18 protein-coding genes are annotated in these 23,366 nt (G+C 31.8%); 13 read left to right on the forward strand and 5 right to left on the reverse strand.

The features are described from left to right. Positions 1 to 159: 159 nt before the first annotated feature. The gene (locus ACODSB_RS22845) at positions 160 to 1,137 is read right to left on the reverse strand and encodes a hypothetical protein (protein WP_488938721.1); all 978 of its coding nucleotides are present in this window, start codon (positions 1,135 to 1,137) and stop codon (positions 160 to 162) included. Between the two features lie 294 nt (positions 1,138 to 1,431). Between ACODSB_RS22845 and ACODSB_RS22850 the strand changes: the two genes are divergently transcribed. The 13 genes from ACODSB_RS22850 (at position 1,432) to ACODSB_RS22910 (ending at position 18,759) form a co-directional block, all read left to right on the forward strand. After that, complete coding sequence (locus ACODSB_RS22850; RefSeq protein ID WP_488938722.1) at positions 1,432 to 2,160, forward strand: hypothetical protein; 729 nt, start codon at positions 1,432 to 1,434, stop codon at positions 2,158 to 2,160. Between the two features lie 48 nt (positions 2,161 to 2,208). Further along, positions 2,209 to 3,141: a hypothetical protein gene (locus tag ACODSB_RS22855; protein WP_488938723.1), complete on the forward strand. Its 933-nt coding sequence runs from the start codon at positions 2,209 to 2,211 to the stop codon at positions 3,139 to 3,141. A gap of 85 nt (positions 3,142 to 3,226) precedes the next feature. Then, positions 3,227 to 4,153, forward strand: coding sequence for a hypothetical protein (locus ACODSB_RS22860; protein ID WP_488938724.1), 927 nt, complete (start codon positions 3,227 to 3,229; stop codon positions 4,151 to 4,153). Between the two features lies 1 nt (position 4,154). Beyond that, a complete protein-coding gene (locus tag ACODSB_RS22865; protein ID WP_488938725.1) occupies positions 4,155 to 5,129 on the forward strand; it encodes a hypothetical protein in 975 nt (324 codons plus the stop codon). Continuing rightward, positions 5,126 to 6,229, forward strand: coding sequence for a hypothetical protein (locus ACODSB_RS22870; RefSeq protein ID WP_488938726.1), 1,104 nt, complete (start codon positions 5,126 to 5,128; stop codon positions 6,227 to 6,229). The genes ACODSB_RS22865 and ACODSB_RS22870 overlap by 4 nt, the downstream gene beginning before the upstream one ends. A gap of 8 nt (positions 6,230 to 6,237) precedes the next feature. Then, positions 6,238 to 6,723, forward strand: a complete 486-nt coding sequence (locus ACODSB_RS22875) for a hypothetical protein (RefSeq protein ID WP_488938727.1) — start codon at positions 6,238 to 6,240, stop codon at positions 6,721 to 6,723. Beyond that, positions 6,720 to 8,003: a hypothetical protein gene (locus tag ACODSB_RS22880; protein ID WP_488938728.1), complete on the forward strand. Its 1,284-nt coding sequence runs from the start codon at positions 6,720 to 6,722 to the stop codon at positions 8,001 to 8,003. Before ACODSB_RS22875 ends, ACODSB_RS22880 begins: the two co-directional genes overlap by 4 nt. Continuing rightward, positions 7,991 to 8,335, forward strand: coding sequence for a hypothetical protein (locus ACODSB_RS22885; protein ID WP_488938729.1), 345 nt, complete (start codon positions 7,991 to 7,993; stop codon positions 8,333 to 8,335). Before ACODSB_RS22880 ends, ACODSB_RS22885 begins: the two co-directional genes overlap by 13 nt. Beyond that, positions 8,317 to 8,793, forward strand: coding sequence for a PulJ/GspJ family protein (locus ACODSB_RS22890; RefSeq protein WP_488938730.1), 477 nt, complete (start codon positions 8,317 to 8,319; stop codon positions 8,791 to 8,793). Before ACODSB_RS22885 ends, ACODSB_RS22890 begins: the two co-directional genes overlap by 19 nt. Further along, positions 8,783 to 9,919: a type II secretion system F family protein gene (locus ACODSB_RS22895; protein WP_488938731.1), complete on the forward strand. Its 1,137-nt coding sequence runs from the start codon at positions 8,783 to 8,785 to the stop codon at positions 9,917 to 9,919. Before ACODSB_RS22890 ends, ACODSB_RS22895 begins: the two co-directional genes overlap by 11 nt. 157 nt (positions 9,920 to 10,076) lie before the next feature. Next, positions 10,077 to 14,696 (forward strand): hypothetical protein, encoded by a 4,620-nt coding sequence (locus tag ACODSB_RS22900; RefSeq protein ID WP_488938732.1) that lies wholly within the window; start codon positions 10,077 to 10,079, stop codon positions 14,694 to 14,696. Between the two features lie 32 nt (positions 14,697 to 14,728). Then, the gene (locus ACODSB_RS22905; RefSeq protein ID WP_488938733.1) at positions 14,729 to 18,340 is read left to right on the forward strand and encodes a DUF6443 domain-containing protein; all 3,612 of its coding nucleotides are present in this window, start codon (positions 14,729 to 14,731) and stop codon (positions 18,338 to 18,340) included. Then, complete coding sequence (locus ACODSB_RS22910) at positions 18,337 to 18,759, forward strand: hypothetical protein (RefSeq protein ID WP_488938734.1); 423 nt, start codon at positions 18,337 to 18,339, stop codon at positions 18,757 to 18,759. Before ACODSB_RS22905 ends, ACODSB_RS22910 begins: the two co-directional genes overlap by 4 nt. 375 nt (positions 18,760 to 19,134) lie before the next feature. Here the strand turns inward: ACODSB_RS22910 and ACODSB_RS22915 are convergent, their stop codons facing one another. The 4 genes from ACODSB_RS22915 to ACODSB_RS22930 form a co-directional block, all read right to left on the reverse strand. Beyond that, positions 19,135 to 20,106, reverse strand: coding sequence for a M20/M25/M40 family metallo-hydrolase (locus ACODSB_RS22915; protein WP_488938735.1), 972 nt, complete (start codon positions 20,104 to 20,106; stop codon positions 19,135 to 19,137). A gap of 152 nt (positions 20,107 to 20,258) precedes the next feature. Continuing rightward, positions 20,259 to 20,591, reverse strand: coding sequence for an L-rhamnose mutarotase (locus tag ACODSB_RS22920; RefSeq protein ID WP_488938736.1), 333 nt, complete (start codon positions 20,589 to 20,591; stop codon positions 20,259 to 20,261). A 17-nt stretch (positions 20,592 to 20,608) separates the two neighbouring features. Next, the gene (locus ACODSB_RS22925) at positions 20,609 to 21,658 is read right to left on the reverse strand and encodes a sialidase family protein (RefSeq protein WP_488938737.1); all 1,050 of its coding nucleotides are present in this window, start codon (positions 21,656 to 21,658) and stop codon (positions 20,609 to 20,611) included. A 90-nt stretch (positions 21,659 to 21,748) separates the two neighbouring features. After that, positions 21,749 to 23,347, reverse strand: coding sequence for a SusD/RagB family nutrient-binding outer membrane lipoprotein (locus ACODSB_RS22930; protein WP_053471163.1), 1,599 nt, complete (start codon positions 23,345 to 23,347; stop codon positions 21,749 to 21,751). Positions 23,348 to 23,366 lie beyond the last annotated feature (19 nt).

The following is a 23,366-nucleotide window of genomic DNA, read 5'->3' on the forward strand; positions in this document are numbered from 1 at the left end:
CTAAAGTTAAGATTTAGTTCTTAACTAGAACTCCATGCTAAGTTAGCACATCCACTCTATATTAATAAAAAAAAATGCACGAAATCTAAAAACATTCGTGCATTTTTATTTTGATATTTCAGAATATCAAAAACATTTATTATTTTAAAATATCATCAATTATTTCTTTTCTAGGTTTTCAATCTTTTTAACTAATAAATTATTTTCCTCAAAAAGCTTATCATTATTAACCTGAAGTACATTTACTTTCTTATTTACATCAATCATATAAAGTGTAAGTTCTTCAATCTTTTGCAGTAATTTAGCATTCATTTCTCCTAAAGAAATTCCATTTTTTAAAACTTCATCTTCACTTGGAATATTTCCTAAATGACCTTTTTCACTGATATGCTTTTCTACTTCTTCAAGAGTTGGCAAATTATAATTCTTTTTAAATACATAATCAGGCCAGCCTATAACATCTACTTTTACTTCTTTGGAATGAATTGTTCCATTTACGTCAAGCTTATTTTGAGGAGCATTTATACCAATACCTACATTGCCTAAATTATAAAATAAATTCGTACCATTATTCTGCCAATTAGTAGCCGATTGCGTCAATAATCCCGAATATGGACTTGTAGCTTCCGGATGAATAAAAAACAGCTCCGACAGGCCAACATTTCCTCCCTGACCGTTATAAAATGTAAATTTTAACTTGCTGTAAACACCACCAACTGGAATTTTCACTGAAAAATTATAATTTCCGTAATCAACATCTGAATAATCAGCTATTACCCTCCATACATTTGCCCCATTATAGGTATCGTAGCCTTCAATTTTAAATCTGCTTGCCGGTAAGTATCGTGTCGTCCATCCAACCCATGCTCCTGCTTGTGTATGATATCCTGATAAACCTTCAATAAGAATAACTTTTGGAGTTGCCGGTGTAACTCCTGCCATATAATAAGGATTCATACTTCCATCAAACAATCCAGCCAAATTAATTGTTGGTCCTTCTTGAGTTACTGTATAACGAGTTACAGAATTAAATAAAATGTTATGCTCCCATCCAACAGGTGTTAAATTTGTTGAGAATGTTTGACAATTGATAATTTGACATACTAATAAAGCCAAAAGAGCTAAAGTTTTTTTCATAATAAGGTTTTAATTAAAAACCAAATATAAGATATTACCTCACAATTTAAGTTAAAAATTTAACAATTTGAAATAATTTTAATTTATTAAATATCAAAATTAAACAGAAGAAAATCAAAGCACAAAATCAAGAACAAGCCAGTAATTCCAGTTAAAAATAAAAGATTTAATTTTAACAATCTATTACATCAATTTTACTAGATTTGTTAAAAAAACTAGAACTAAAAATAATGTCTAAAATGTTATTTTTTAAATGAATATATTATATTTTTCCCATCTATAAAAAAGAATGTTATGTTAAAAAAAATTGTTGTCTTGATAATCATAATTTGCAGTGCCTGCCAGACAACTAAAATTAAAAACGACAACTATAAATTTTCCTCTTCTGTTGTCGAATTAGGAAGTATTGGAACATCAAAATTATCATACAATGAAAATATATTTGAGCCAAAGGGTTTGCCAAAACTGGAAAATAATATTCGAATAGAAATTGGAGTTGTTCCCTATAATCGAAAATTAAATAAAATCTATAAATCGAAAGCCAAATACAACCAGAATCAAACAAAAGTTGCTTTTATAGATAGTTTGCCTGTCAAACCTGAATTGGTAACTATTAAAATTTTAGATATTGCAGGTTTAGTTCAGGAAATCAATGCTGATTATAATACTGCTATTTTAAAACTATTAACTGACGCTCAAAACTTAAAAATTATTTCAAGCCTTGCAGTAAGTCTACCTGTTGAAGAAATCGCCAAAATTAGACAATCAGACGCTTTTTATTTAACAAATAATCAGTACAAAAAATATACAATTTCTTTATTCAAAAGCGGAAAAAAAACAGATACCATAGATATTAATCCAGAAACAATTGTTGCTTATCAAGTAAGTTCTTTCTGCTGGGTTAAATCCATTAAAGGAGCCTGGAATGTCGCTGATATTGTAAACGAAAACAACAGCTGTTCTGGAATCACTAAACGTAAAATAAGTGAAAAGAAAAACAACAAAGATTTATTTGATATGTAACTTCTTCTCAGCATTTACTAATTATATTAATGTCTATTCCTAAATATCATGCCTAAAATTTCATTTAAATATTTTCTATTTCTAGTTCTTTTAACTTTTATTTCTTGCGAAGAAATATTAATGGTTGATGATATCTCTAAAAAAGAAGTATCATTAACAGCTCCGGCAAACAACGCCGCTTTATCTGCAACTGGGATTACATTTTCATGGGAGATCGTTGAAGGTGCTGATAAATATCAACTACAAATTGCGATTCCAAGTTTTGACGCCCCGCAGCAAATAATACTTGACACTTTGGTCACAAAAAACTCTTATACACAGCAATTAAATATTGGAAAATATGAATGGCGCATAAGAGCGGTTAACAGCGCATATGAAACTGCATACTTCAAAAGAAGTTTTGAAATTTTAAATAATGATGATTTTCAAAATAATACTGTTGTGCTATTAACGCCAAGCAACAATTTAATTACAAAAACTGCTTTACAAAAATTATCCTGGGATGCTATTATTGGTGCGACAAACTATCAACTTCAAGTTTTAGATGAAAACAACACTTTGGTAAAAGAACAAAATTCAGCATCAACATTTTTTAATTTTACCTTTGATGAGGGTAAATACAACTGGAAAGTAAGAGCCAGTAACGGAACTGTACAAACCCTTTATACTTCAAGATCAATTTTAGTAGACACTAAAGCACCTAATACTCCAATTCTGTCTACTCCAACAAATGCAAGTACTACAACTAGTAAAAGCATAGATTTTCAATGGAACAGAACTCCTGTTTCTGGAAGCGCAGAAAGAGACAGTATTTATGTTTATACTGAAAGCGCATTGACCAATTTAAACTTTAAAGACCGAGGTACCAGTCCTTATAATAAAACCATGACTGCCGGAACATATTATTGGTTTGTAAAATCATTTGATGAAGCTGGAAATCAAAGTACAAGAAGTGTAGTTTTTAATTTTACTATAAATTAAAACTTATATAAAATTATTCTTCTCTATTTAAAATAGATAAAGTACAGTTATTATAATAGAAAAAAGCAACTATAAAATAAAAGAAATGAACAAAAAATTAAAAAATATTTGTCTGTTAATATTATTTGTTCCCATATACATTAATGCACAGGTGTCAACAACGCCTTTAGCTGGTGATTACAAAATCATTGATATTGGTTGGAATGGTGGAGGCGATTACACTCGAAATTTAATCTTACTGCATGAAATGTACAACGGTACATTAATAAATATGAATAACGCAATAGGTACAATTACAGCGCTTAGAGGGGCTACAACGGCTGCTAATAGAATAAATGTACTTGAAGTAAACTCTTCATCATCATATAATAGTACTTATGCTGCTATAAAATCAATTGATAATTATAGTTATTGGACTTTAAAAACGTGTATTTACAATGGCAAAAAATATTTAGCCGTTGATGTACCTTATTCAGCTGCCTATCATAATTGGGGTTTTAAATTTTCTGGCTGGACAAAATCGACAGGTGAAAACATGAAATCTGTAGCGTATCAAATTAATGGAACTCCTGTAAATACAGATGTACTTTCTAATATTGAAGATTATACAGCTAATTTAAGCGAAACCCATACTGTAGGTAATTTTCTTGTAATGGGTAATAATGTTGGGATTGGTACAATGCTTCCTGATGAAAAACTGACGGTCAAAGGAAAAATCCATACACAAGAAGTTCGTGTTGATATGCTTGGACCGTTAGTACCTGATTTTGTTTTTGAAAATGATTATAAAATTAAAACTTTAGAGGAAGTTGAAAATTATATTAAAGAAAATAAGCATTTACCTGAAGTTCCTTCTGCACAGGAAATCGAGAAAAATGGTTTGATGCTGGCAGAAATGAATATGACTTTACTTAAAAAGATAGAAGAAATGACACTCTATATGATTGAGATAAAAAAGGAAAATGAAGAAATAAAAAAAGACATATCAATATTAAAACAATCAAATAAATAACATGAAAAAAATATTAACTGGCTTTATAGCTTTAATCTCTATAATTTCTTACGGACAAGTTTCTGGTAATTTTGTAGTAAATGGTGATCTCGATAAATTTTATCCTGTAAAATTTATCGATGGCGGATGGGGAAATAATGTTCCAACTAATCTAATTTTAGGCAGAAGCAATGTACACACTAATGCATCATGGAGAGGATCATTAATGGCTACTTTTAATTTTCACACTACTGCTTGGGGAAATGGTTCTCATTTTATTGATGCTGATGTTAAACCTCTTATAATTACCGGTAGTAGTCCATTAATAGCTGGATGGCAAGATATAACAGCAGCATCTGGAAATAAAGAAATTATAATCTGGATTCGAGGTGGCGCAACTACTTACTATTATCAATCTAATTATGCTGTAAACCCTGTTGTGTATGATGAGGTTCAAAATCCACTCCCTTTTAATATAATTAATGGAGGGCAATTGACTTTTAAAACTACAGTTGATGTTTATGCAACAACAACTGGTACTTATCAAAGTCGAAATGCATATTTTACTTCAAATGTTGGTATTGGAACTACTAATCCACAAAACAAACTTGATGTAAATGGAACAATTCATTCTAAAGAAGTAAAAGTTGATATGTTAGGCTGGTCAGATTTTGTATTTAAAAAAGAATATCATTTACCAACATTAGAACAGGTTGAAAAACACATAAATGAAAAAGGGCATTTAGAAAATATTCCAAGTGAAGAAGAAGTTTTAAAAAATGGAATTAATCTTGGAGAAATGAATTCTAAATTACTTCAAAAAATTGAAGAATTGACACTTTATATAATTGATCAGGAAAAGAGAAATAATAAGCAATCAGAAGATATTGAAAAATCAAACAAACAAATTGAAATATTAAAAAAGGAAAACGAAACTTTTAAATCTATTCTTGAAAGATTATATCAATTAGAGCAAAAAAAAAATAAATCCAAATGAAAAAAATATTACTTCTTACCATAGTTTCATTCCATTCATTCATAAACGGTCAAACCTTTGATGGTAATTTAGGTTCAAATAGCTTAAAGTGGGCAACAGAGCAAAAAGATTTTAGCAGTCTTCCGCGAGTTGGAATTTCACCAATGTCCTTAAAACTTTGGGATAATTATGGTGGAACGAGTGCACCTTCGACTTATGGTTCATTATTAGAAATTTATGGAAAGGCGGGGCATTTGGTTTCCCAATTATACTTTAAAAGTACTTGGGAAGGAGGAAGAATTATGTATAGAAGTGCATTTTATAATCAAAATACCTGGGATGAATGGAGAAATCTATTAGATTCAAAAAGTGACGTTGAGTCGGCAGGGAATCTGAAGATAACAGGAACAAGTAATAGCTATGTTGCTACTGGAAATTTTGGAATTGGCACAACTGCCCCACAAAACAAACTTCAAATTGGGGAATTTAATAATGGCGGCTCTTCAAAACTATCTATACCAGGCGTATATAACTTCGAAGAACTAAGATTAGGTCAATATGGAAATGGTCAAAGTGGTCTAGAAATGATTACACATGCAGATCAAACAAAATCTTTTGGTGTTAGACTTTATTCAGGAACAGATACTGGTGTGAACGGCTTATTAATTCAGACTGCAGATCCCGCGACTTCTGCCCAAAGTTTGACATATACATCAAAAATGGCCATAACTTTAAATGGCAATGTAGGTATTGGAATAACAAATCCTTCAAACAAACTAGATGTAAATGGAACAGTTCATTCAAAAGAAGTAAAAGTAGATATGACAGGCTGGTCTGATTTTGTTTTCAAAAAAGAATATGACTTACCAACTCTGCAAGAAGTTGAAAAACATATTGCAGAAAAAGGCCATTTAGAAAATATCCCAAGCGAAGAAGAAGTTTTAAAAAATGGAATTAATCTGGGAGAAATGAATTCTAAATTGCTTCAAAAAATTGAAGAATTGACTCTTTATTCTATTCAGCAAAATAAAAAAATTGAAGAGCAGGCAAAAGAAATTGAAGCATTAAAAACTTTAGCTTTGCGAATAGAAAAAATAGAAAAAGAATTAGGTCAAAAATAAGATCATTAATGAAAAACAAAAAAAACATATATGTTCTTTTACCTCTAGTTTTATTTGTTTGGGGTGCTGTTTTGTTTCAGGTGTTTTCATTTACAAATTCAAATGAAATAATCCCTGAGAACAATCCTGAATTTAATTTTAAACCTTTAAAAGTTAATAAAAGGGAGTCTTTTGCTATTAATGTAAATTACAGAGATCCTTTTTTAGGAAAAATGTACAATCCTGAAATCGTATCCTCTGCAAAAACAGCTAAAGCTAAAACTCCAAAAGTTATTAAACAGCCTGCGCCTTTGGTTTGGCCAAATATTGTTTATAGAGGTTTAATTACTGATACAAAGGGGAAAAGTAAAATTTTCATGCTTATTATTGATGGTAAAAATTACTATATGAAAATAGGTGATACCGAAAACGAAATTTTTCTAAAAGACGGAAGTAAAGAATCTGTATATGTTAAATACAAAGGAAACCTTAATCTTATAATGCTTCAGGATTGAAATTAAAAATAAAATCTGGTGCTTTACAGTTTACGGTTTTTATTGCTGTATTGATTGCTTTGCTTCTGGCTGGCCTTGTTTTATATGCGTATACATTTATATATATGAAAGAGCAGTCAAAAGGAGCAATTGAGAATATCCAGATTGCTGATATAGGAATGCAGTCTCTTTTAGAGCAAAAGGAATTAAATACGGATACGGTTACAATTGATTTCATAAAAAAAGAGAATCAAACTATCAAAACTCATTTATCACAATGGGGAGTATTTCAAAAAGGAATTACAATAACACAATTCCGAAAGAAGAAATTTACTAAAACTGCCATAATAGGATCTCTTATTATAGCAGATAAATCACCTACTTTGTTTTTGCAAGAGACACATAATGCACTAACTGTAGTAGGAAGTACTAAAATTAATGGCATTGCTTACCTGCCAACTCAAGGTGTAAATTCAGGTTATATTGCAGGTAACAGCTATTATGGGACACAATTAATTTACGGCCGTATTGAAAAAAGTACTTCCGAACTGCCAAAGCCGGAAAAAACTTTTCTTGATGTCGTAAATTTTTATCTAAAAGAATATAAAATAGAACGCCAGGAAGATTATATCAATCTAAATTCGGCTGTAAAAATTACAAATTCTTTTAAAGAAAAAACAAAAGGGTTTTATTCTCAAAATGCCATAACACTTGAAAACAAAATTATCTCTGGAAATATTATAATTAAATCAGAAACGGCTATTAAAGTCAGAAAAAGTGCTTTACTAAATGACTTAATCTTAATTGCGCCAATTATTGAAATTGAAGATGAAACGATTGGAAGTTTTCAGACTATTGCATCTAAAAAAATCACATTGGGCAAAAAATGTAATTTAAGCTATCCTTCAGCTTTACTTCTATTTCAGGACAATAAAAATAGTGTCACTGATAACTCTAACTATAATACTTTATCAGAAAATCAAATTTTTATAGGAGAAGGAAGTGTTTTAAAAGGATGTGTAACTTATATCCAAACAAAAGAAACATCCGATTTTCAGACCCAAGTCGTTTTAGAAAAAGATTCAAAAATAAAAGGACAAGTATACTGCAATGGCAATTTTGAAATAAAAGGAACAGTTTCCGGATCGGTTTATACAAAGCAATTTGTAGCAAATCAGGCTGGGTCTATTTTTATGAATCATGTCTATAATGCCACTATCGAAAACGAAACTGTACCCGCAATTTATGGAGGTATAATTTTAGAACAACAACCTAAAACTGTTTTAAAATGGTTATACTAAAAAAAATAAAATCGGCTACATTGGTCGAAGCAATTGTGGCAACGGTTTTAGTAGTCATTATTTTTATCGTGGCAAGTTTAATATTAAACAATCTAGTCTTTAATACCTTCTCCAAAAACACACACGGTATTGAAACCCGAATTAATGAACTTGAGTATGAAGTTCAAAATAATACTATCAAATTACCCTATCAAGAAGAATATAAAAATTGGAATATCAACATTGAATTAGAAGCAGTATCTGCAAAAAAGATGATTTCAATTTCAGCAGTAAATAACATTTCCAAAAAGGAAATTACAAAACAACAAGTAATATGGCTGCAGGAAAATTAAAATCGTTTACATTGTCAGAGATGATAGTAGTTATGATTATTACTGCTATTGTAGTCGGTATGGCATTTAGTGTTTTGCGGATTGTTCAAAAGCAAATTCATACCATTCAAAACAATTTTGAAAAAACGAGTACCCTTGCGCTATTCGAGCAAAAACTCTGGCAGGATTTTAATGAACCGCATAATATAATGTATGATAGCGACAAACAGTTATTAATAATGATTTCAGAAATTGACACAGTAACTTATTCCTTTCAGGACAAATTTAGTATGCGAAATCGGGATACAATTAAATTGAAAATTGCTCCAAGAAAAGCTTTTTTTAAAGGAAAAGAAATAAACAACGGACAAATAGATGCATTATCAATATTCGCTGAAACAGAATTACCCGATTATCAAATTTTTATTTCGAAAAAAAATGATTTAACCTTTTTTATGAATCAGGAAGATGGCCTTTAAAATAGAAAACACACCCAATAAAAAAGCTGTTCAATCTAAAAATGAGAATAGTATCGAGAGTCTGTTAAAAAAAGAAATCACTCTTTTTGGTGACAGTTTCAATAATAAAAAGAAACAGGCTTTTTATCTTGAACTTGCTGTTTTACTAAAAGCTGGAGTTAGTTTTAAAGAAGGATTATCGTTGATTATCGAGTCATTAAAGAAAAAAACAGATAAAGATTTAATCCAGACAATTCTAAATGATGTAGTGAATGGAAGTCCTTTTTCTGATGCTTTAATGACTTCAAAATCATTTACAGAATATGAATATTATTCTATACAAATTGGGGAAGAAACTGGAACTACAGCACAGGTATGTGAAGAACTTGGTCGTTTTTTTGAACGCAAAAATGAACAAAAAAGAATTATCGTTGCTGCACTCACCTACCCTTCAATTGTACTGAGTACGGCAGTTTTGGTTGTTGTTTTTATGTTGAGTTATGTTGTACCTATGTTTCAGGATATCTTTAAACAAAACAACATGGAACTTCCTTTTTTGACACAGATGATTGTAAAATTATCCATCTGGACAAAAACATATGGGCTCTATTTTTTCCTGGCAATAATTATTTTTATTTTTTCCACCCAATTTTTTAAAGACAATCATAAGTACAAAAAAGCATTGCATTATTTTCTCATAAAAATTCCAGTTTTAGGACCTTTTATGACAAAAGTGTATCTAGCGCAATTTACTCAGGCAGTAACATTACTTACTACTGCTAAAGTTCCGTTATTGAACAGTATTCAGATGGTCAAAAAAATGATTCGTTTTGTACCACTTCAGGAAGCACTTGAGCAAGTAGAAAGTAGCATTTTAAAAGGAAATAGTTTAAGCGCCAGTTTGAAGAACACTCCTCTCTTCGACAATCGAATTATATCCCTAGTAAAAGTAGCCGAAGAAACCAATCAAACAGAATATGTTTTTAAACAGTTAAGTGAACAATACAATCAGGAAGTGGTGCAGCAATCTAAAGTTATGACTACTGTTCTTGAGCCCTTTATTATTCTTTTCGTTGGAGTTTTAGTAGCTGTTTTATTGGTTGCTATGTATTTACCAATGTTCCAGTTGAGCAGTGCGATTGGATAAGAAAAATTACACTTTTATTAAATAATATCACAAAAAAAATATAATTATCAAAAATCAAATATTTAATTTTTTTCCTCCAAATAAAAGCTAAAATTAAAGAAAGATATTATATTTTTAACAAATTTTATCAAAGCCAAAAACAATTATAATTCATTCTATGAAGCATTATTACTATTATTTATTTGTTCTTATTTTTTTCTCTTTCAAAATTAAGGCCCAAACACAAGCTCCCGGAGGGGATCCTGTAGGGCCAGTTGAGCAGGCACCAATTGGTGACGGGCCATCATCTACTGAATCAACGAAGATTAATGATCTGCTTTACAGCGAAATTTTTACTCCTAAAATTGCAACGCCAAATGCTGCAGGTTTTAGGCAGGTTAATTTTTCGAGTGTGGGTGAATATACTGGTTCAGCAAGTATAAATGTTCCTATATACCAAATACAGATTGGTCAAATTACTGTTCCAATTGAATTAAACTACTCTTCAAAGGGTGTTAAAGTAGATGAGACAGCTTCAAATGTTGGTCAGGACTGGTCTTTAAATGCGGGCGGGATTATAACCAAAGTAATAAAAGGCATAGAAGATTTTAAAGTAGGAGTTGAAGATGCCCAACTGTATAACGTAAATGATTATAGATTAAAATTCTCAAGAATTGGAACCACAGGTGCACAAGGGCTTAAATTAAAAGAAGTTGGGTGGCTTCTTCAAAATGAAAACATTTCATTAAATAAGTATTTTGATATCACTTCTAGTACCGATAAAGTTTTCACATTGGCTGAAATGGAATATCCATATACAAAAAAAGACTTATCTCCGGATTTGTTTTATGTAAATGCTCCTGGGTTAAATACATCTTTTACACACAAAAAAGATGGTTCTGTCATGGAAATTGCTTATCAGGGAAACAAAATTACAACTACTATAGGAAAAACTGGAGTTATTCCATTTTTCCCCGAATTTAAGGATAATATTAAATTTGAAGGAGATTTACGATATTTTGAAGGAGGTCCGCCAAGAAGAATACAAGGCATCAATAAAATAGAGGTTACTAATATAAATGGGACTCAATATGTTTTTGATCAATTAGATGTTAACCAATATGTTAATAGAGAAATATTATCTCCATATACAACCATAGGCTCAAGCAGAGATTTAACATCTCAGGAAATAATGGCTTATAAACTGAGTTCTATTAAAGATTTTAAAGGGAATGAAGTCACTTTTACATACGAAAAGTATGCTGTTAATTATCCAGAATATCGAAAAACTTCAGATTTTCAAACAACCACTGCTGCTGGTGCTCAGTTGACACGAAATTTAAGTTCAACTGAAATTAGATATCCAAACTTAAACAGGATAAGTAAAATTAGCTATGCTGAAGGTATTGTTGAATTTAAATATGAAGAACCGAGAAAAGATTTACCTGGGGATTATGCATTATCAAAAGTCATTATCAAGGACATCAACAATGTTATTATAAAAACTATAAAATTAGAATATGATTATACCATTTCTAATAATAATTGTAATGAACCTACTTGTAAAAGATTACGTCTTTTAACGGTACAAGAAACCGGAAAAAATAATGCCATAATACCACCTTATCGTTTCTTTTATAATGATGAGGTTAAACTTCCCGAAAGAGGAGCATCAATTACAGATTATTTAGGATATGCAAATGGACCGGTATCTAGTGAGTATAACAATGTAACTTCTATAAGTTGTGGCATGTGCCTTATTCCTCCACCTAAATTATATTACAGTCCTAACAAGAAAGATTTTTCGATTTCTCCTTTTCCCATTTTTCCAGGGAGTTTTGCTACTGTAGGCAGGTCATTAGAACCTTCTCTAGCTTATACAAAATCTGGTGTCTTGATTAAGGTTCAATATCCAACTGGCGGAAGAGAAGAATTTGAATATGAATTAAATGACTTTTATTCATCTTTAAATGCTCTAAATGTTAAATCAGGAGGTTTAAGAATTTCAACACACAAGCTAGTCGATACAAAGGGAGCTGTTCAAGTACATAAATACAATTATTTAGATCTGAATGGTAACTCTTCTGGAATTTTAAATAATTTACCCGTGCTTGGAATTGCGCACGCATATAGCGAGCAACTTGCTGGAACTTATATGAGTCTATCTAATTATTCTCTTCAGAATGGGCTTATCCTTCATACTTTTACAAATTCCAGAGCCGATTTTGATCTAATTGAAGGATCAAATGTTGGATATTCGAGAGTGCTGATAAAAGAAAATGCCGATAACGGATATATTGAAAAAATATTTTCAACAAGAAAAGATTTTCCGACAGAACAACCTTTATTTACTTATAAACCTTACGATAAAAATAAAATTGAATTTGGGCTAAATAATGGCTGGAGACTTCCTACAACTAATAACACCGAATTATTAATTGGAAAATTAAAATCTGTTGGAAAATATGACAAAAACAATAATTTGGTAGAAGAGACAAAATATGGTTATCAATATGACATTTATGATCAGATTAGTGACAAAATTGGGATTTCGAGAAAAGAAATATTCCCAAGTGAAGGTGAACTTGAACCATTAGAACCTGATTTTGCATTTTATCCTTCTGTTTTCGCCAGTAGAAATTTGAACAACGAAACAAAAACAGTTACAAAATACAATCAAAATAAAGTTCAAAACACAACTTCAACTACTTATGATTATAAATATTCACTGCCAAAATCAGTGCAAAATATTGTTAATGAATCTGGAAACATTACCACTTTAATAAAGCAAACCGTTTATCCTCACGATTTTACTATTACTGCATTAATGAATGATCTGAAGAGTGCTAATCGTATTGCTGAACCAGTAATCGTAACAACATCCCGTAAAGTAGACAATAATTATCCCGAAACTCTTAGTATTCAGGAGGTACTGTACAATTCATTTGTTAAAGGCAGTAAAACTTTAATCCTTCCAAGAGCGGTACAAACAATCAAAGGCAGTACAAGTGCTACAAATCAATTTGAAGAAAAAATTCAATTTCATGATTATGATAAATTTGGTAATGTAATAGAATCTTCTAAAAAAGATGATTCGCATACAGTATATCTTTGGGGATATAACTATTCTAAGCCAATTGCTAAAATAGAAAATGCTACCTATACGGATGTCATGACTGCATTAAGCAAGAGCAGTTCTGAAACTCTTGAATATTTGCAAAGTTACACTGAAGATCAGTTAAAGGCTGAAATTCAAAAAATAAGAACCAACTTAGGAAGCGCGATGGTTACGTCATATATATACAAACCATTAGTAGGTATTTCAAAAATTGTAGATCCAAGAGGTACCCTTGTGACTTACGAATATGATGATTTAAATCGTCTAAAAACAATTAAAGATCAGGACCAGAATATTATTGAAGAATACTGTTATGGTTATACTGGTATTGCTAATGATTGTAACAATGAAATAAGAATTCCAACAGAAGAAGATAATTCTATTTACGATACAGATTTACAGGTTATAGTGGGTGATTTTACGCCATACAAAATACCTGTAGCATGTGGCAGAGGAGTTAACTGGGAAGATAAACTACCTGAGGGTGCACCATATAAGGGAAGAAATATTTTAAGTCTTCATGATAAATTATATTTTCCAAATCCTGCTCAAACGGGAGTACACTATACTCCTGGTTATTATCCATTACCTTCAGAGTATACACAGTTAAACCTTCCATATCCTCTTGCAGAATATACTTGTAATTATTTTGCACAAAGATCTGGAAATACTTATAGTCTTTCAGGATTAGACAATTCTAAATTTCAGGGTCCAAACAGAGTAGTAGAATTGACATGGTGGATGGAAATTGACGAAAAAAAAATAGAACTCCCGCAAGTACAGGAATATTCTAATGTATTTTTTATTCCAAAATGCCTTGATGGGGCTTATGGAAGAATCATTTGCTCTGCAAAAATAACTTCCGGATACGATCACACAGAACCAATTAGAAAAACGATCACTTATACAGCAAAAAGTAATTTAATACAGTTTAAAAGCGGACTGGATGATTATGATAATGTACCGGCCCTTTATAAGCTTGGCGTATCTGATTTCTATTCTGGCGATGCCTGCAGCAAAACTTCAGGTAACGGAATTGGTAATAATACAGGAACAACACCTCCAGATCCAGGTTACTGGAATGATGCTCCATGGACGATAGATAATGGCACTGTCGTTACTCCGGATTTTAAAATATATGTTGAAAATTTTAAAATGTATGACATTCCTGTACCAGCATTTCTTCCAACAACTTTTACATGGACAGGTATTACAACTCCAAGTCTTCATCCATTATTCAATTTCCCAAGGCCAACTGGTGGTATCCATAACGAAGATACTTTTACACCACATGTGTTTCCTGCTTTTATAAGATATCCTTATATGTTAGAGTACTACACTAGTTTTTATGTAAATAAAGGAGCATATAAGTTTGACAGAACATCTGTACTTCAACAAGTAGAAAACAGTAGTACTTATAATTTTAATTGGTATTTAAAAATTGAAACCACAGGCCAGCAAGTTCCTATAATTAGAACTTTAGAATCAAAAGATCTTTTCTTTGTACCGCCAGCTTTAAATGGAAAACGAGGAAAATTAATTTGTATTGCAACTAAAAAGTTTGATACTGCAGCTGCTCCTATAACTTTTGAAAGTGAAATAATGACTTTTCAACAAGGACTATCAGGCACAGACAATCTTACTTATCAGGCAGAATTTCTTGATGCTGAAGAGCAATAATTTATAAGATCTTAAAAAATTAATCATTAGTTATGATGAACAAAACAAAACGATATAGCATACAAATTATTTTGTTGTTATTCACAATATATACTCAAGCACAAGTCCCTGCAACTATTGTTAAAGGAGGTGCTAGCGGTGCCTATACAGTAACTGGAACCGAAACCCTCATTGCTACACAAAGCATTACATTAGGCACAAATACACACATAAAATCGGGAAGCACATTTGTAGCTAAAATTACTCCTGACGCATATATTCCACTATTTGCTTTTAGCAATGAGAATTTCGTATTTACGCGTAAATATCAAACTGCATTATTATCTTCTGAAAACATTGTCAATAACTCCGATGTTTTAGAAAGTATAACCTATCATGATGGTTTAGGCAGACCTATGCAGAGTATTGCTATAAAAGGTGCTCCTAATAAAAGTGATATTGTTAACCATATCTCCTATAATAATATAGGAATTCAGGAAAAAGAATACCTTCCTTACATGGATAATTCAAGTTCTTTAGCATCATATAGAAACAGCACTGATGCAGAAAAAGGAACTAATGATTATTATAAACTTAATTACCCGCAAGATATCGATGCTGCCTTGCCGAATCCTTTTTCTCAAAAAAAACTTGAAAACACGCCTTTAAACCGAGTACTATTACAAGCAGCTCCCGGAAAAGACTGGGCTTTAAATAGCGGACATGAAATAAAATTTGATTATCGAACCAATAATACTGCTGATGTCGACCAGGTTAAACTTTTTGTAGTTACTACAACTGTAAATGCAGATAATGTACATGTGCCTGCTGTTACTTCAACTATAAATTATGCCGACAATCAATTGTATAAAACCATTACCAAAGATGAAAACTGGGTAAGTGGTAAAAACAATACAACAGAAGAATTTAAAAATAAAGAAGGGCAGGTTATTTTAAAACGTACCTATTCTGATTACACTTCACAAACAGAAGCTAAACATGATACTTATTACATTTATGATACTTATGGAAACCTTACCTATGTTTTACCTCCAAAAGCTGAGGGTTCAACAAGTGATCCTGTATTAAAAGATTTATGTTATCAATATCGATATGATACTAAAAATAGGTTAGTTGAAAAAAAGCTGCCGGGAAAAGAATGGGAATATATTGTTTATGATAAATTAGATAGGCCTATACTTACACAAGATGCTAATTTAAGAAGCCTAAACAAATGGCTTTTTACTAAATTTGACGCTTTTGGCAGACCAATTTATACTGGAGAATATGTAAATACTCTACAAACAACAAGAGCATTAGTTCAAACTGAAGCTAATAAAAGCACTGTATTATTTGAAAACAAACAAACTACCAGTAAAAACATAAAAAACACCAATATTTACTACCCTAATATTGCATTTCCTACTGCTGACATTGACATATTTACCATAAGTTATTATGATGATTACAGCAATATTGATCTCGATGGCGGAACTGCTGTAGTATCTTATGGTATTACACCTATTACCAATGCAAAAGGTTTAAGTACATGCATAAAAATACGTGTCTTAGATACTGCAAACTGGATAACTAATATTCTTTATTATGATACAAAGGGAAGAAACATATATACTTATAGTAAGAATAATTTTTTAACATCAACCGTTACAGTAAAAACAAAACTTGATTTTGCCGGAAAAGTTTTAGAGACTACTTCAACACAAAAAAAAGGTACGGACGCTTTAATTACTATAGTTGATGTTTTCTCTTATGATCATACAGGGCATTTATTAACACAAAAACAGTCAATTAATAATCAGGCTCAGGAAATAATTGCTAACAATACTTATAGTAATTTAGGACAGCTGGTTGCTAAAGGTGTTGGAGGAAAAACTACACAATCCCGTTTACAAAATGTTGACTATAGCTATAACATACGAGGCTGGTTAAAAAACATTAATAATATAAACAGTTTAGGAACTGATTTGTTTGCATTTCAAATAAATTATAATACTACCACAAGTACTCCTGATAATAAATTATTTAATGGTAACATTAGCCAGACTTTTTGGAAAACGGCAAGTCCTGATAACAGTCTGAAAAATTACACTTATACCTATGATAATTTAAACCGATTGACTAAGGCAACAGATAATTCTACCTTAAATCCAGGAAGATACAATGAAAATGTGACCTATGATAAGAATGGTAACATCATGAGTATTGACAGAAAGGGAAATACAAATGCACTAGCTACTTCATTTGGAAACATGGACATTCTTGCTTATACATACGATACTGGGAACAGACTTACTAAAGTTGAAGATACCTCTGGCAGTACAGAAGGATTTAATAACGGAAGCAATACAGCTACTGAGTACATTTATGATGACAATGGTAACATAAAAACTGATGCCAATAAAAATATTACAGCTATAAGTTACAACCATTTAAACCTTCCTAGATCTGTTACTGTAAATGGCGGCACAATCAATTATTTTTATGATGCAATAGGTACAAAACAACGTAAGACGGTTAGTACAGGAGGCAGTACTGATTATGCAGGAAGTTTTATTTATGAAAACAATACTTTAAAACAATTCGCACAACCCGAAGGTTACATTGTTTATAATTCAGGAATTTATAATTATATTTACCAATATAAAGACCATTTAGGCAATAGCCGACTCAGTTATCAGGACAAAGACAATAATGGTGTTGTAAACAGTAATGAAATTGTTCAGGAAACCAATTATTATCCTTTTGGATTAATGCAAAAAGGATACAATACAGCTATAAATGGTGTAGATAATAAGTTTAAGTATAACGGAAAAGAACTACAAGAAGAGCTAGGACTTAGCTTTTACGATTATGGAGCACGTAATTATGACCCCGCCCTTGGTAGATGGATGAATATTGACCCTTCGGCAGAAAGTTATGAGTCATTTTCACCTTTTGTATATGTTGGTAATAATCCTACAAAATTTGTAGATTATAATGGAAAGGATTTTGGAATCATAATTGATTTTAAAACAATGACAATAACTATAACTCAGGTCTTTTATACTGACGGAAATGAAAAGACAAATACTTTTACTAAAGAATTAAGTCAATATTTAAATTCATTAAGTGGAAAATATGGTTTAGAGACCAAAAAAGATGGGACATTTACAATTAATTTTTCGACCAGTGTAGTGGAGGGTAAAGACGAAGAGGATGGGTATTCAAAGGCTAGGGCCGATAAAATAGGAAATTTTTTCAATACAAATGAAGGTAGTGTTGGTCCGGCATTAGCAATGTTTCCTGATGGAAGTGGTGCTTATAATGCCTTAACTGAAGAAGGAGGAGATTATATAAGTTTTACCGATTACAAAAATGTAACATCACACACATATAAACATGAAGATGCTCATGCTTTGGGAGCATCTCACAATGCTCTGGGTGGTCGTTCAGATGCATTTTATGAAATGAACGAGAGAATAATTGGAGCTGCTTTTAAAACTGCATCTAACGCATACAGTGATGTTTCTATAAAGACAACAAATTTTCAGAGTGGAGATAATGTTAAGGGTAAGGACTTCACTCCAAAAGTTGTAGTAAAAACTTATAACGACAATAAAGATGAAGTTAAAATATCAGGAACAATAATATTAATGAATAAATGAAAAATTCAGCTTACTTATTATTTTTAACGGTAACATTGTCCTGTTGTAAAACAAATAGTAGTTTAAACTACTCCATTTCCAATTTAACAATAACCGATACCATTAACTGTCAAGGTGCTTTACTATATGATGATAAACAAAAAGTAATAAAATTTTATTTTTTAAAAAAAGAGCCAAGTATTCAAGAATTAAAAAAGTTAATTTTAAAAAAAGAATCTTATTATTTCATAGAGCCACATAAATTTAGAAGGTATAATCGATCAGTTTCTATTTGTGTTGATTCAATTAAACAAAGAAATTATACAAACAAAATGGTTAATGTATCTGAAAACTTTAAAGCATTATACATTGAACATGACAACTTTATTGTTTTAAAGGATAGTCTACAAAAAGAATATTTAACTCTAGAATGCTGGTAGAAAGATTATTGTTTCAGGATGATGTTCAATCTTACTCGTCACCATTTAGATCGTCAATGGAATATATCCATTACAATCCGATAAAAGTATAAGCTCCTTAGTTCTACAGTGAGTTTTTTCTGAAAAACTGCGCGAATGTCTGTGACTTCGCGCTTTTTTTATTTTCTAAACTAAAATTTTATAAAATGTCTATTTTTTTCAACTTTATCTATAACAAAAAAGAGACTTTTTCAAAAAGAAGTTGCTTCTCCTTCACCAACTTCTCCAAATAAACTTTTCTCTTTATCAGCTTCTAATAAATGCTCATAAAACTTTTTGTTTTCCTCATAAACTTCAACCAGTTTACCTAGTCATTGATGTAAAATGATTATTTTCTTAATCCTGCTTTACAAAAACCAATTCCTCATTATAATTTGCAATACTTACCAAAGCATTATAAATATACTTGCTTACCAAAGCACCGCCTTCAAAATTAATTAAATCAATATCATCTTCGGGAGTGTGATATTGCGGGTGTCCGCCAGTGTGGAAACCTATTGCAGAAATCGAAGCTTTATAAAAAGAAACATGATCAGATCCGCCAACATCGCCTGCAAATACAACAGGATTTAGTCCGCTGTTTTGGCCTAGTTTTTTCATTAAGTCAACTCCGTTTGGGAAAGTTCCTGCACCGCCCATATAGATTTGTTTTTCGGCATTTAATCTTCCTACCATATCCATATTCAGCATTACTTTTACGGCTTCTTTTTTTATCGGTAAATGATTTATGAAATATTTTGAACCCAATAATCCTTCTTCTTCTCCGCTGAAAGAAATAAAAATAATACTTCTTTTCGGTTTGATTTTCAACTTCGAAACTTCTTCCAAAATACACAACAAAGCCGAAACTCCAGAGGCATTATCATCTGCTCCGTTATGAATCGCAACCGTATCTTTCTTTTTGCTTCCAGAACCGCTTCCGCCCCAGCCCCAATGATCGTAATGGGCGCCAAGAACGATAAATTCATTTTTGAGTTTTTCGTCAGATCCTTCAATATATCCTAAAACATTTTGGGTCGAAACACTGTCTGATTTTGCTTTGTTGATTCCTTCTTTTACAAATACTTTAAATGGCTGATAATAATTGTTATTGAATTTCTTTAATCCGTACTTTTTAAAATATTTTTTGATGTAAGATGCTGCGTCGTTATTTCCTTTTGTTCCAACGAAACGACCTTCTAATTTATCTGAAGAAAGATATTTATCGTGTTTATAAAATGTCTGGGCTAAGTTGCTTTTTTGAGCATTTACAATAAAGCTGAAAAGCAGCAAAACACAAGCAAAGTTTATCTTTTTAAAAAATCTCATAATTATTGTTGTCTAAAAATTGGCACACGGATGACACGGATTCACTTCGTGAAAACGCTGATTAAAACTGATTTTTATTTATAGAATTTTATAAAAAAATCTGTGCCCATCCGCGCCTTTGCGAAGCAAATCAGTGTCATCCGTGTGCCAACTTATTTAAGTTCAAAAATTTTATTCATTAAAATCCATTTTTCTCCGGATTTGGCTTGTGGCAAGGCTTTTTGGAATTTCCACATTAGCGTTTCCCATTCCTGTACTTTTGGATTTTCGGCGTCTTGTTTTGCTTTTTCTGTAAATGAGAAACCGTCATTGGCTTCAATAATCATAAACAAGCGATCGCCAACATTGTAAATCTCTAAATTGATAATTCCTGAATCTTTGATACTTTTCTGGATTTCTGCCCAAACGTTTTTATGAAATTCAATATATTCTGCAATTAAATCCGGGTGGTTATTTAGGTCTAAGGCAAGACAGTATTTTTGCATAATTCTGTTTTTAAAATTTATTTCAAATCAAATGTTGTGTGCTTGATAAATTTTCGATTATAAGTATACAAAATATGAACTTTTTTATCTGAAGTCTGAATAATGGCTGGATAACTGAATTCGCCTTCCGGCTGGTTTTCCAAATCAAATATTTTTTTCCAGTTTACGCCATCTTTAGAATATTCTACATCCAAAACATTTCTTCCGTTAAACCAGTCTTTTCCCATCTTAAGCGGATTATTGACCAATAAAAAAGATTTATTGGATAAAGTTAAGGCATCAACTCCAGAATTTGAATTTACAACATTAATGCTGTCTGTTTTTTGCCATGTTTTTCCGTTATCTTCAGACCAACTCGAAATTAATTTATTATGTCGGCTTCGGGATAAAATCTGAATTTCTTTATCAGAATGAACCAAAAATGTTGGCTGAATAATATCAAAATTCTTCTTGTCATTAATATCGGTAATTGTCCAGCTGTCCGTCGCTTCTGTATAAGTTTCTATAAAAATTCGCCATTTATTATCGTCGACACTTTCTGTACTGCTTCCGCATAAAATAATTCCTGGAGCAGTTTCAATGGGTTTGTTCCGAATTGGTCCTAAAATTCCTTTTGGAAGATATTTTGGATTACTCCAACTCTTTCCATCATCTTTAGAAACAATCATAGCGCCAAACCATTCTCTCGGATTTTTTCCAACTTTATAAAATAAATACAAATTCTGACTTTTACTTTTAAACAAAACCGGATTCCAGCACGGCAGTGTATCACCATCTTTAACTAGAGGCTCAATCAGTTTTTTTGGTGCCGACCATTTTTGTTCTTTATAAGATGAAATATAAATACTGACATCTTTTGCGCCTTCATATTTTCCGCCAAACCAAGCTGCCAGAAGTGTATTATTTTCTAATTCGACCAATGTTGAAGCATGACTGGCCGCTGTAACCTGATTTGCTGCAATATAATTTTGGGTAATATTAACTGCTTTTGGTTCATTTTTAATTGATTTACAAGCAAGAAAAACAGAAACTAATAAAACAATTGAACCGTATTTTTTTAAATTCATAATCTGACTTTTATATAAAACAAAAGGAGAGTTTCCTCTCCTTTTGAATTTTTAAGTAAAGATTGTGTGGATCTCTACTCAACCAAATAATTATTTTGTATCCCACCAAAGTTTAGTTCCTCCAGAATCAGGACCTCCAAGTTTTGAGATTCCGTCTGTAACTGCGTCTTTGTTTGAAGAATATTCGTTTGTAACATAAATGATACGTTTCATTAAGCTTTTTCCAACTCCCGGATCAGTATTATCTGTATTCAACGGCGGATAAATAACTTTTGCATCACTTCTACGTAAATCTGCCCAAGCTTCCCACGATTCTGGGAAAATTGCCAAATACTTTTGAACTGCAATTTGAGTTCTCTGATTTGCTTCTGTAGAAGACCATGCAACAGGCAATTTTACCGGAATATCTTGTAAATCTAAAGTTGGATAAACCGTAAGTACGTTTGGTAAAGTTGGTAAAGTTGAACCTGCAATATAGCTGTTGATATCAGCAGCGTTAGTGATTCCCCATTGTTGTAAAGACAATCTAATACCTGTTTCGTACAAACTTTGAGCTGTTCCGCCCATGTTCCATCCGTTTAAAGCACCTTCTGCTCTGCTTAAATAGTTTTCAGAAGCCATGAAGATTTCGATATTTTTAGATTCGCTTACGTTTCCTGCAGCTCCGTTACCCATAATATCATTGTTGAAAGCAGAGAATTTAGTTGTTCCAAACTGATCTTCTAAACCTCCTATTGGCTGTCCTCTATAAACAGGAGTCGGAGCTGAAGCGTCAAGCGGAGCAAACCATTTTGCTAAACGAGGGTCGTTGTATCCAACCAAAATACTTTCCATAGAAGCTGTCATAGTATAACCCCAGCTGTTTACAATCATATTTAAATTGTTTGGAGTAATATTGCTCGCTTTGAAAAAAGCACTTTGATCGTTTGTCTGCATTACACCTGCAGCAACAGCAGCTTCTGCTTCTGTTTTTGCTTTTGCAGGTTCTTTATCAGAAATTCTTAAAGCTAAACGAAGTCTTAAACTGTTTCCAAAAACTCTCCATTTAGCTACACTTCCTGCATACACTCTGTCGTTTGGCTGAAACGAAGCCACAGTTGTTACAGATGTAGAACTTAATGTCGTATTTGCTTCATTCAATAATTTAAAAAAGTCTTCGTAGATAGACTCTACACTGTCATAAGCTACTTTTTCTTTTCCGTTTCCTGCTTCAGTGTACGGAATTGGTCCGTAAGCATCAACCATTTGGTTGTACATAAAAACTTTCCAGATTTTAAGAACTGCCAAAGCTTCAGCGTTTCCTTCCGATGCTTTAATAGCATTATTTAAAGCCGGAACTGCAACAGTGTAAAATCTTGTCCATCCACGGCCTTCGTATCCGTTTACAAATGCATTTCTCTCAGTACCATATCCGCAATTTAAATATTGAATAAAAGTAGAAGATAAAATACCTGTAGCAATACCCCAAGTTCCCTGATCATCAACACCTGGCGATGAATAAGACCCGTTATGAATACCTGCATAAAGCGCAGATGCAAATGATGGCCCTGCTAATGTAGCATCTAACTGATCTTCAGTCAATGAATTAGGATCTTTGTTTATTTCGTCAAAGTCACCAGTGCAGCTTGACAAAATAGAAACTGCCATTAATGCAACTCCTAACGTTTTTATTTTAAAACTATATTTCATGATATCTCTCTTTATTTAA

The sequence above is a fragment of the Flavobacterium sp. FG68 genome (genome assembly GCF_057808895.1).

Bases quoted from the DNA above. Each gene is read 5' to 3' on its own strand.
- ACODSB_RS22845 (WP_488938721.1), bottom strand. From the start codon at position 1,137: ATGAAAAAAACTTTAGCTCTTTTGGCTTTATTAGTATGTCAAATTATC.
- ACODSB_RS22850 (WP_488938722.1), top strand. From the start codon at position 1,432: ATGTTAAAAAAAATTGTTGTCTTGATAATCATAATTTGCAGTGCCTGC.
- ACODSB_RS22855 (WP_488938723.1), top strand. From the start codon at position 2,209: ATGCCTAAAATTTCATTTAAATATTTTCTATTTCTAGTTCTTTTAACT.
- ACODSB_RS22860 (WP_488938724.1), top strand. From the start codon at position 3,227: ATGAACAAAAAATTAAAAAATATTTGTCTGTTAATATTATTTGTTCCC.
- ACODSB_RS22865 (WP_488938725.1), top strand. From the start codon at position 4,155: ATGAAAAAAATATTAACTGGCTTTATAGCTTTAATCTCTATAATTTCT.
- ACODSB_RS22870 (WP_488938726.1), top strand. From the start codon at position 5,126: ATGAAAAAAATATTACTTCTTACCATAGTTTCATTCCATTCATTCATA.
- ACODSB_RS22875 (WP_488938727.1), top strand. From the start codon at position 6,238: ATGAAAAACAAAAAAAACATATATGTTCTTTTACCTCTAGTTTTATTT.
- ACODSB_RS22885 (WP_488938729.1), top strand. From the start codon at position 7,991: ATGGTTATACTAAAAAAAATAAAATCGGCTACATTGGTCGAAGCAATT.
- ACODSB_RS22890 (WP_488938730.1), top strand. From the start codon at position 8,317: ATGGCTGCAGGAAAATTAAAATCGTTTACATTGTCAGAGATGATAGTA.
- ACODSB_RS22895 (WP_488938731.1), top strand. From the start codon at position 8,783: ATGGCCTTTAAAATAGAAAACACACCCAATAAAAAAGCTGTTCAATCT.
- ACODSB_RS22900 (WP_488938732.1), top strand. From the start codon at position 10,077: ATGAAGCATTATTACTATTATTTATTTGTTCTTATTTTTTTCTCTTTC.
- ACODSB_RS22905 (WP_488938733.1), top strand. From the start codon at position 14,729: ATGATGAACAAAACAAAACGATATAGCATACAAATTATTTTGTTGTTA.
- ACODSB_RS22910 (WP_488938734.1), top strand. From the start codon at position 18,337: ATGAAAAATTCAGCTTACTTATTATTTTTAACGGTAACATTGTCCTGT.
- ACODSB_RS22915 (WP_488938735.1), bottom strand. From the start codon at position 20,106: ATGAGATTTTTTAAAAAGATAAACTTTGCTTGTGTTTTGCTGCTTTTC.
- ACODSB_RS22920 (WP_488938736.1), bottom strand. From the start codon at position 20,591: ATGCAAAAATACTGTCTTGCCTTAGACCTAAATAACCACCCGGATTTA.
- ACODSB_RS22925 (WP_488938737.1), bottom strand. From the start codon at position 21,658: ATGAATTTAAAAAAATACGGTTCAATTGTTTTATTAGTTTCTGTTTTT.
- ACODSB_RS22930 (WP_053471163.1), bottom strand. From the start codon at position 23,347: ATGAAATATAGTTTTAAAATAAAAACGTTAGGAGTTGCATTAATGGCA.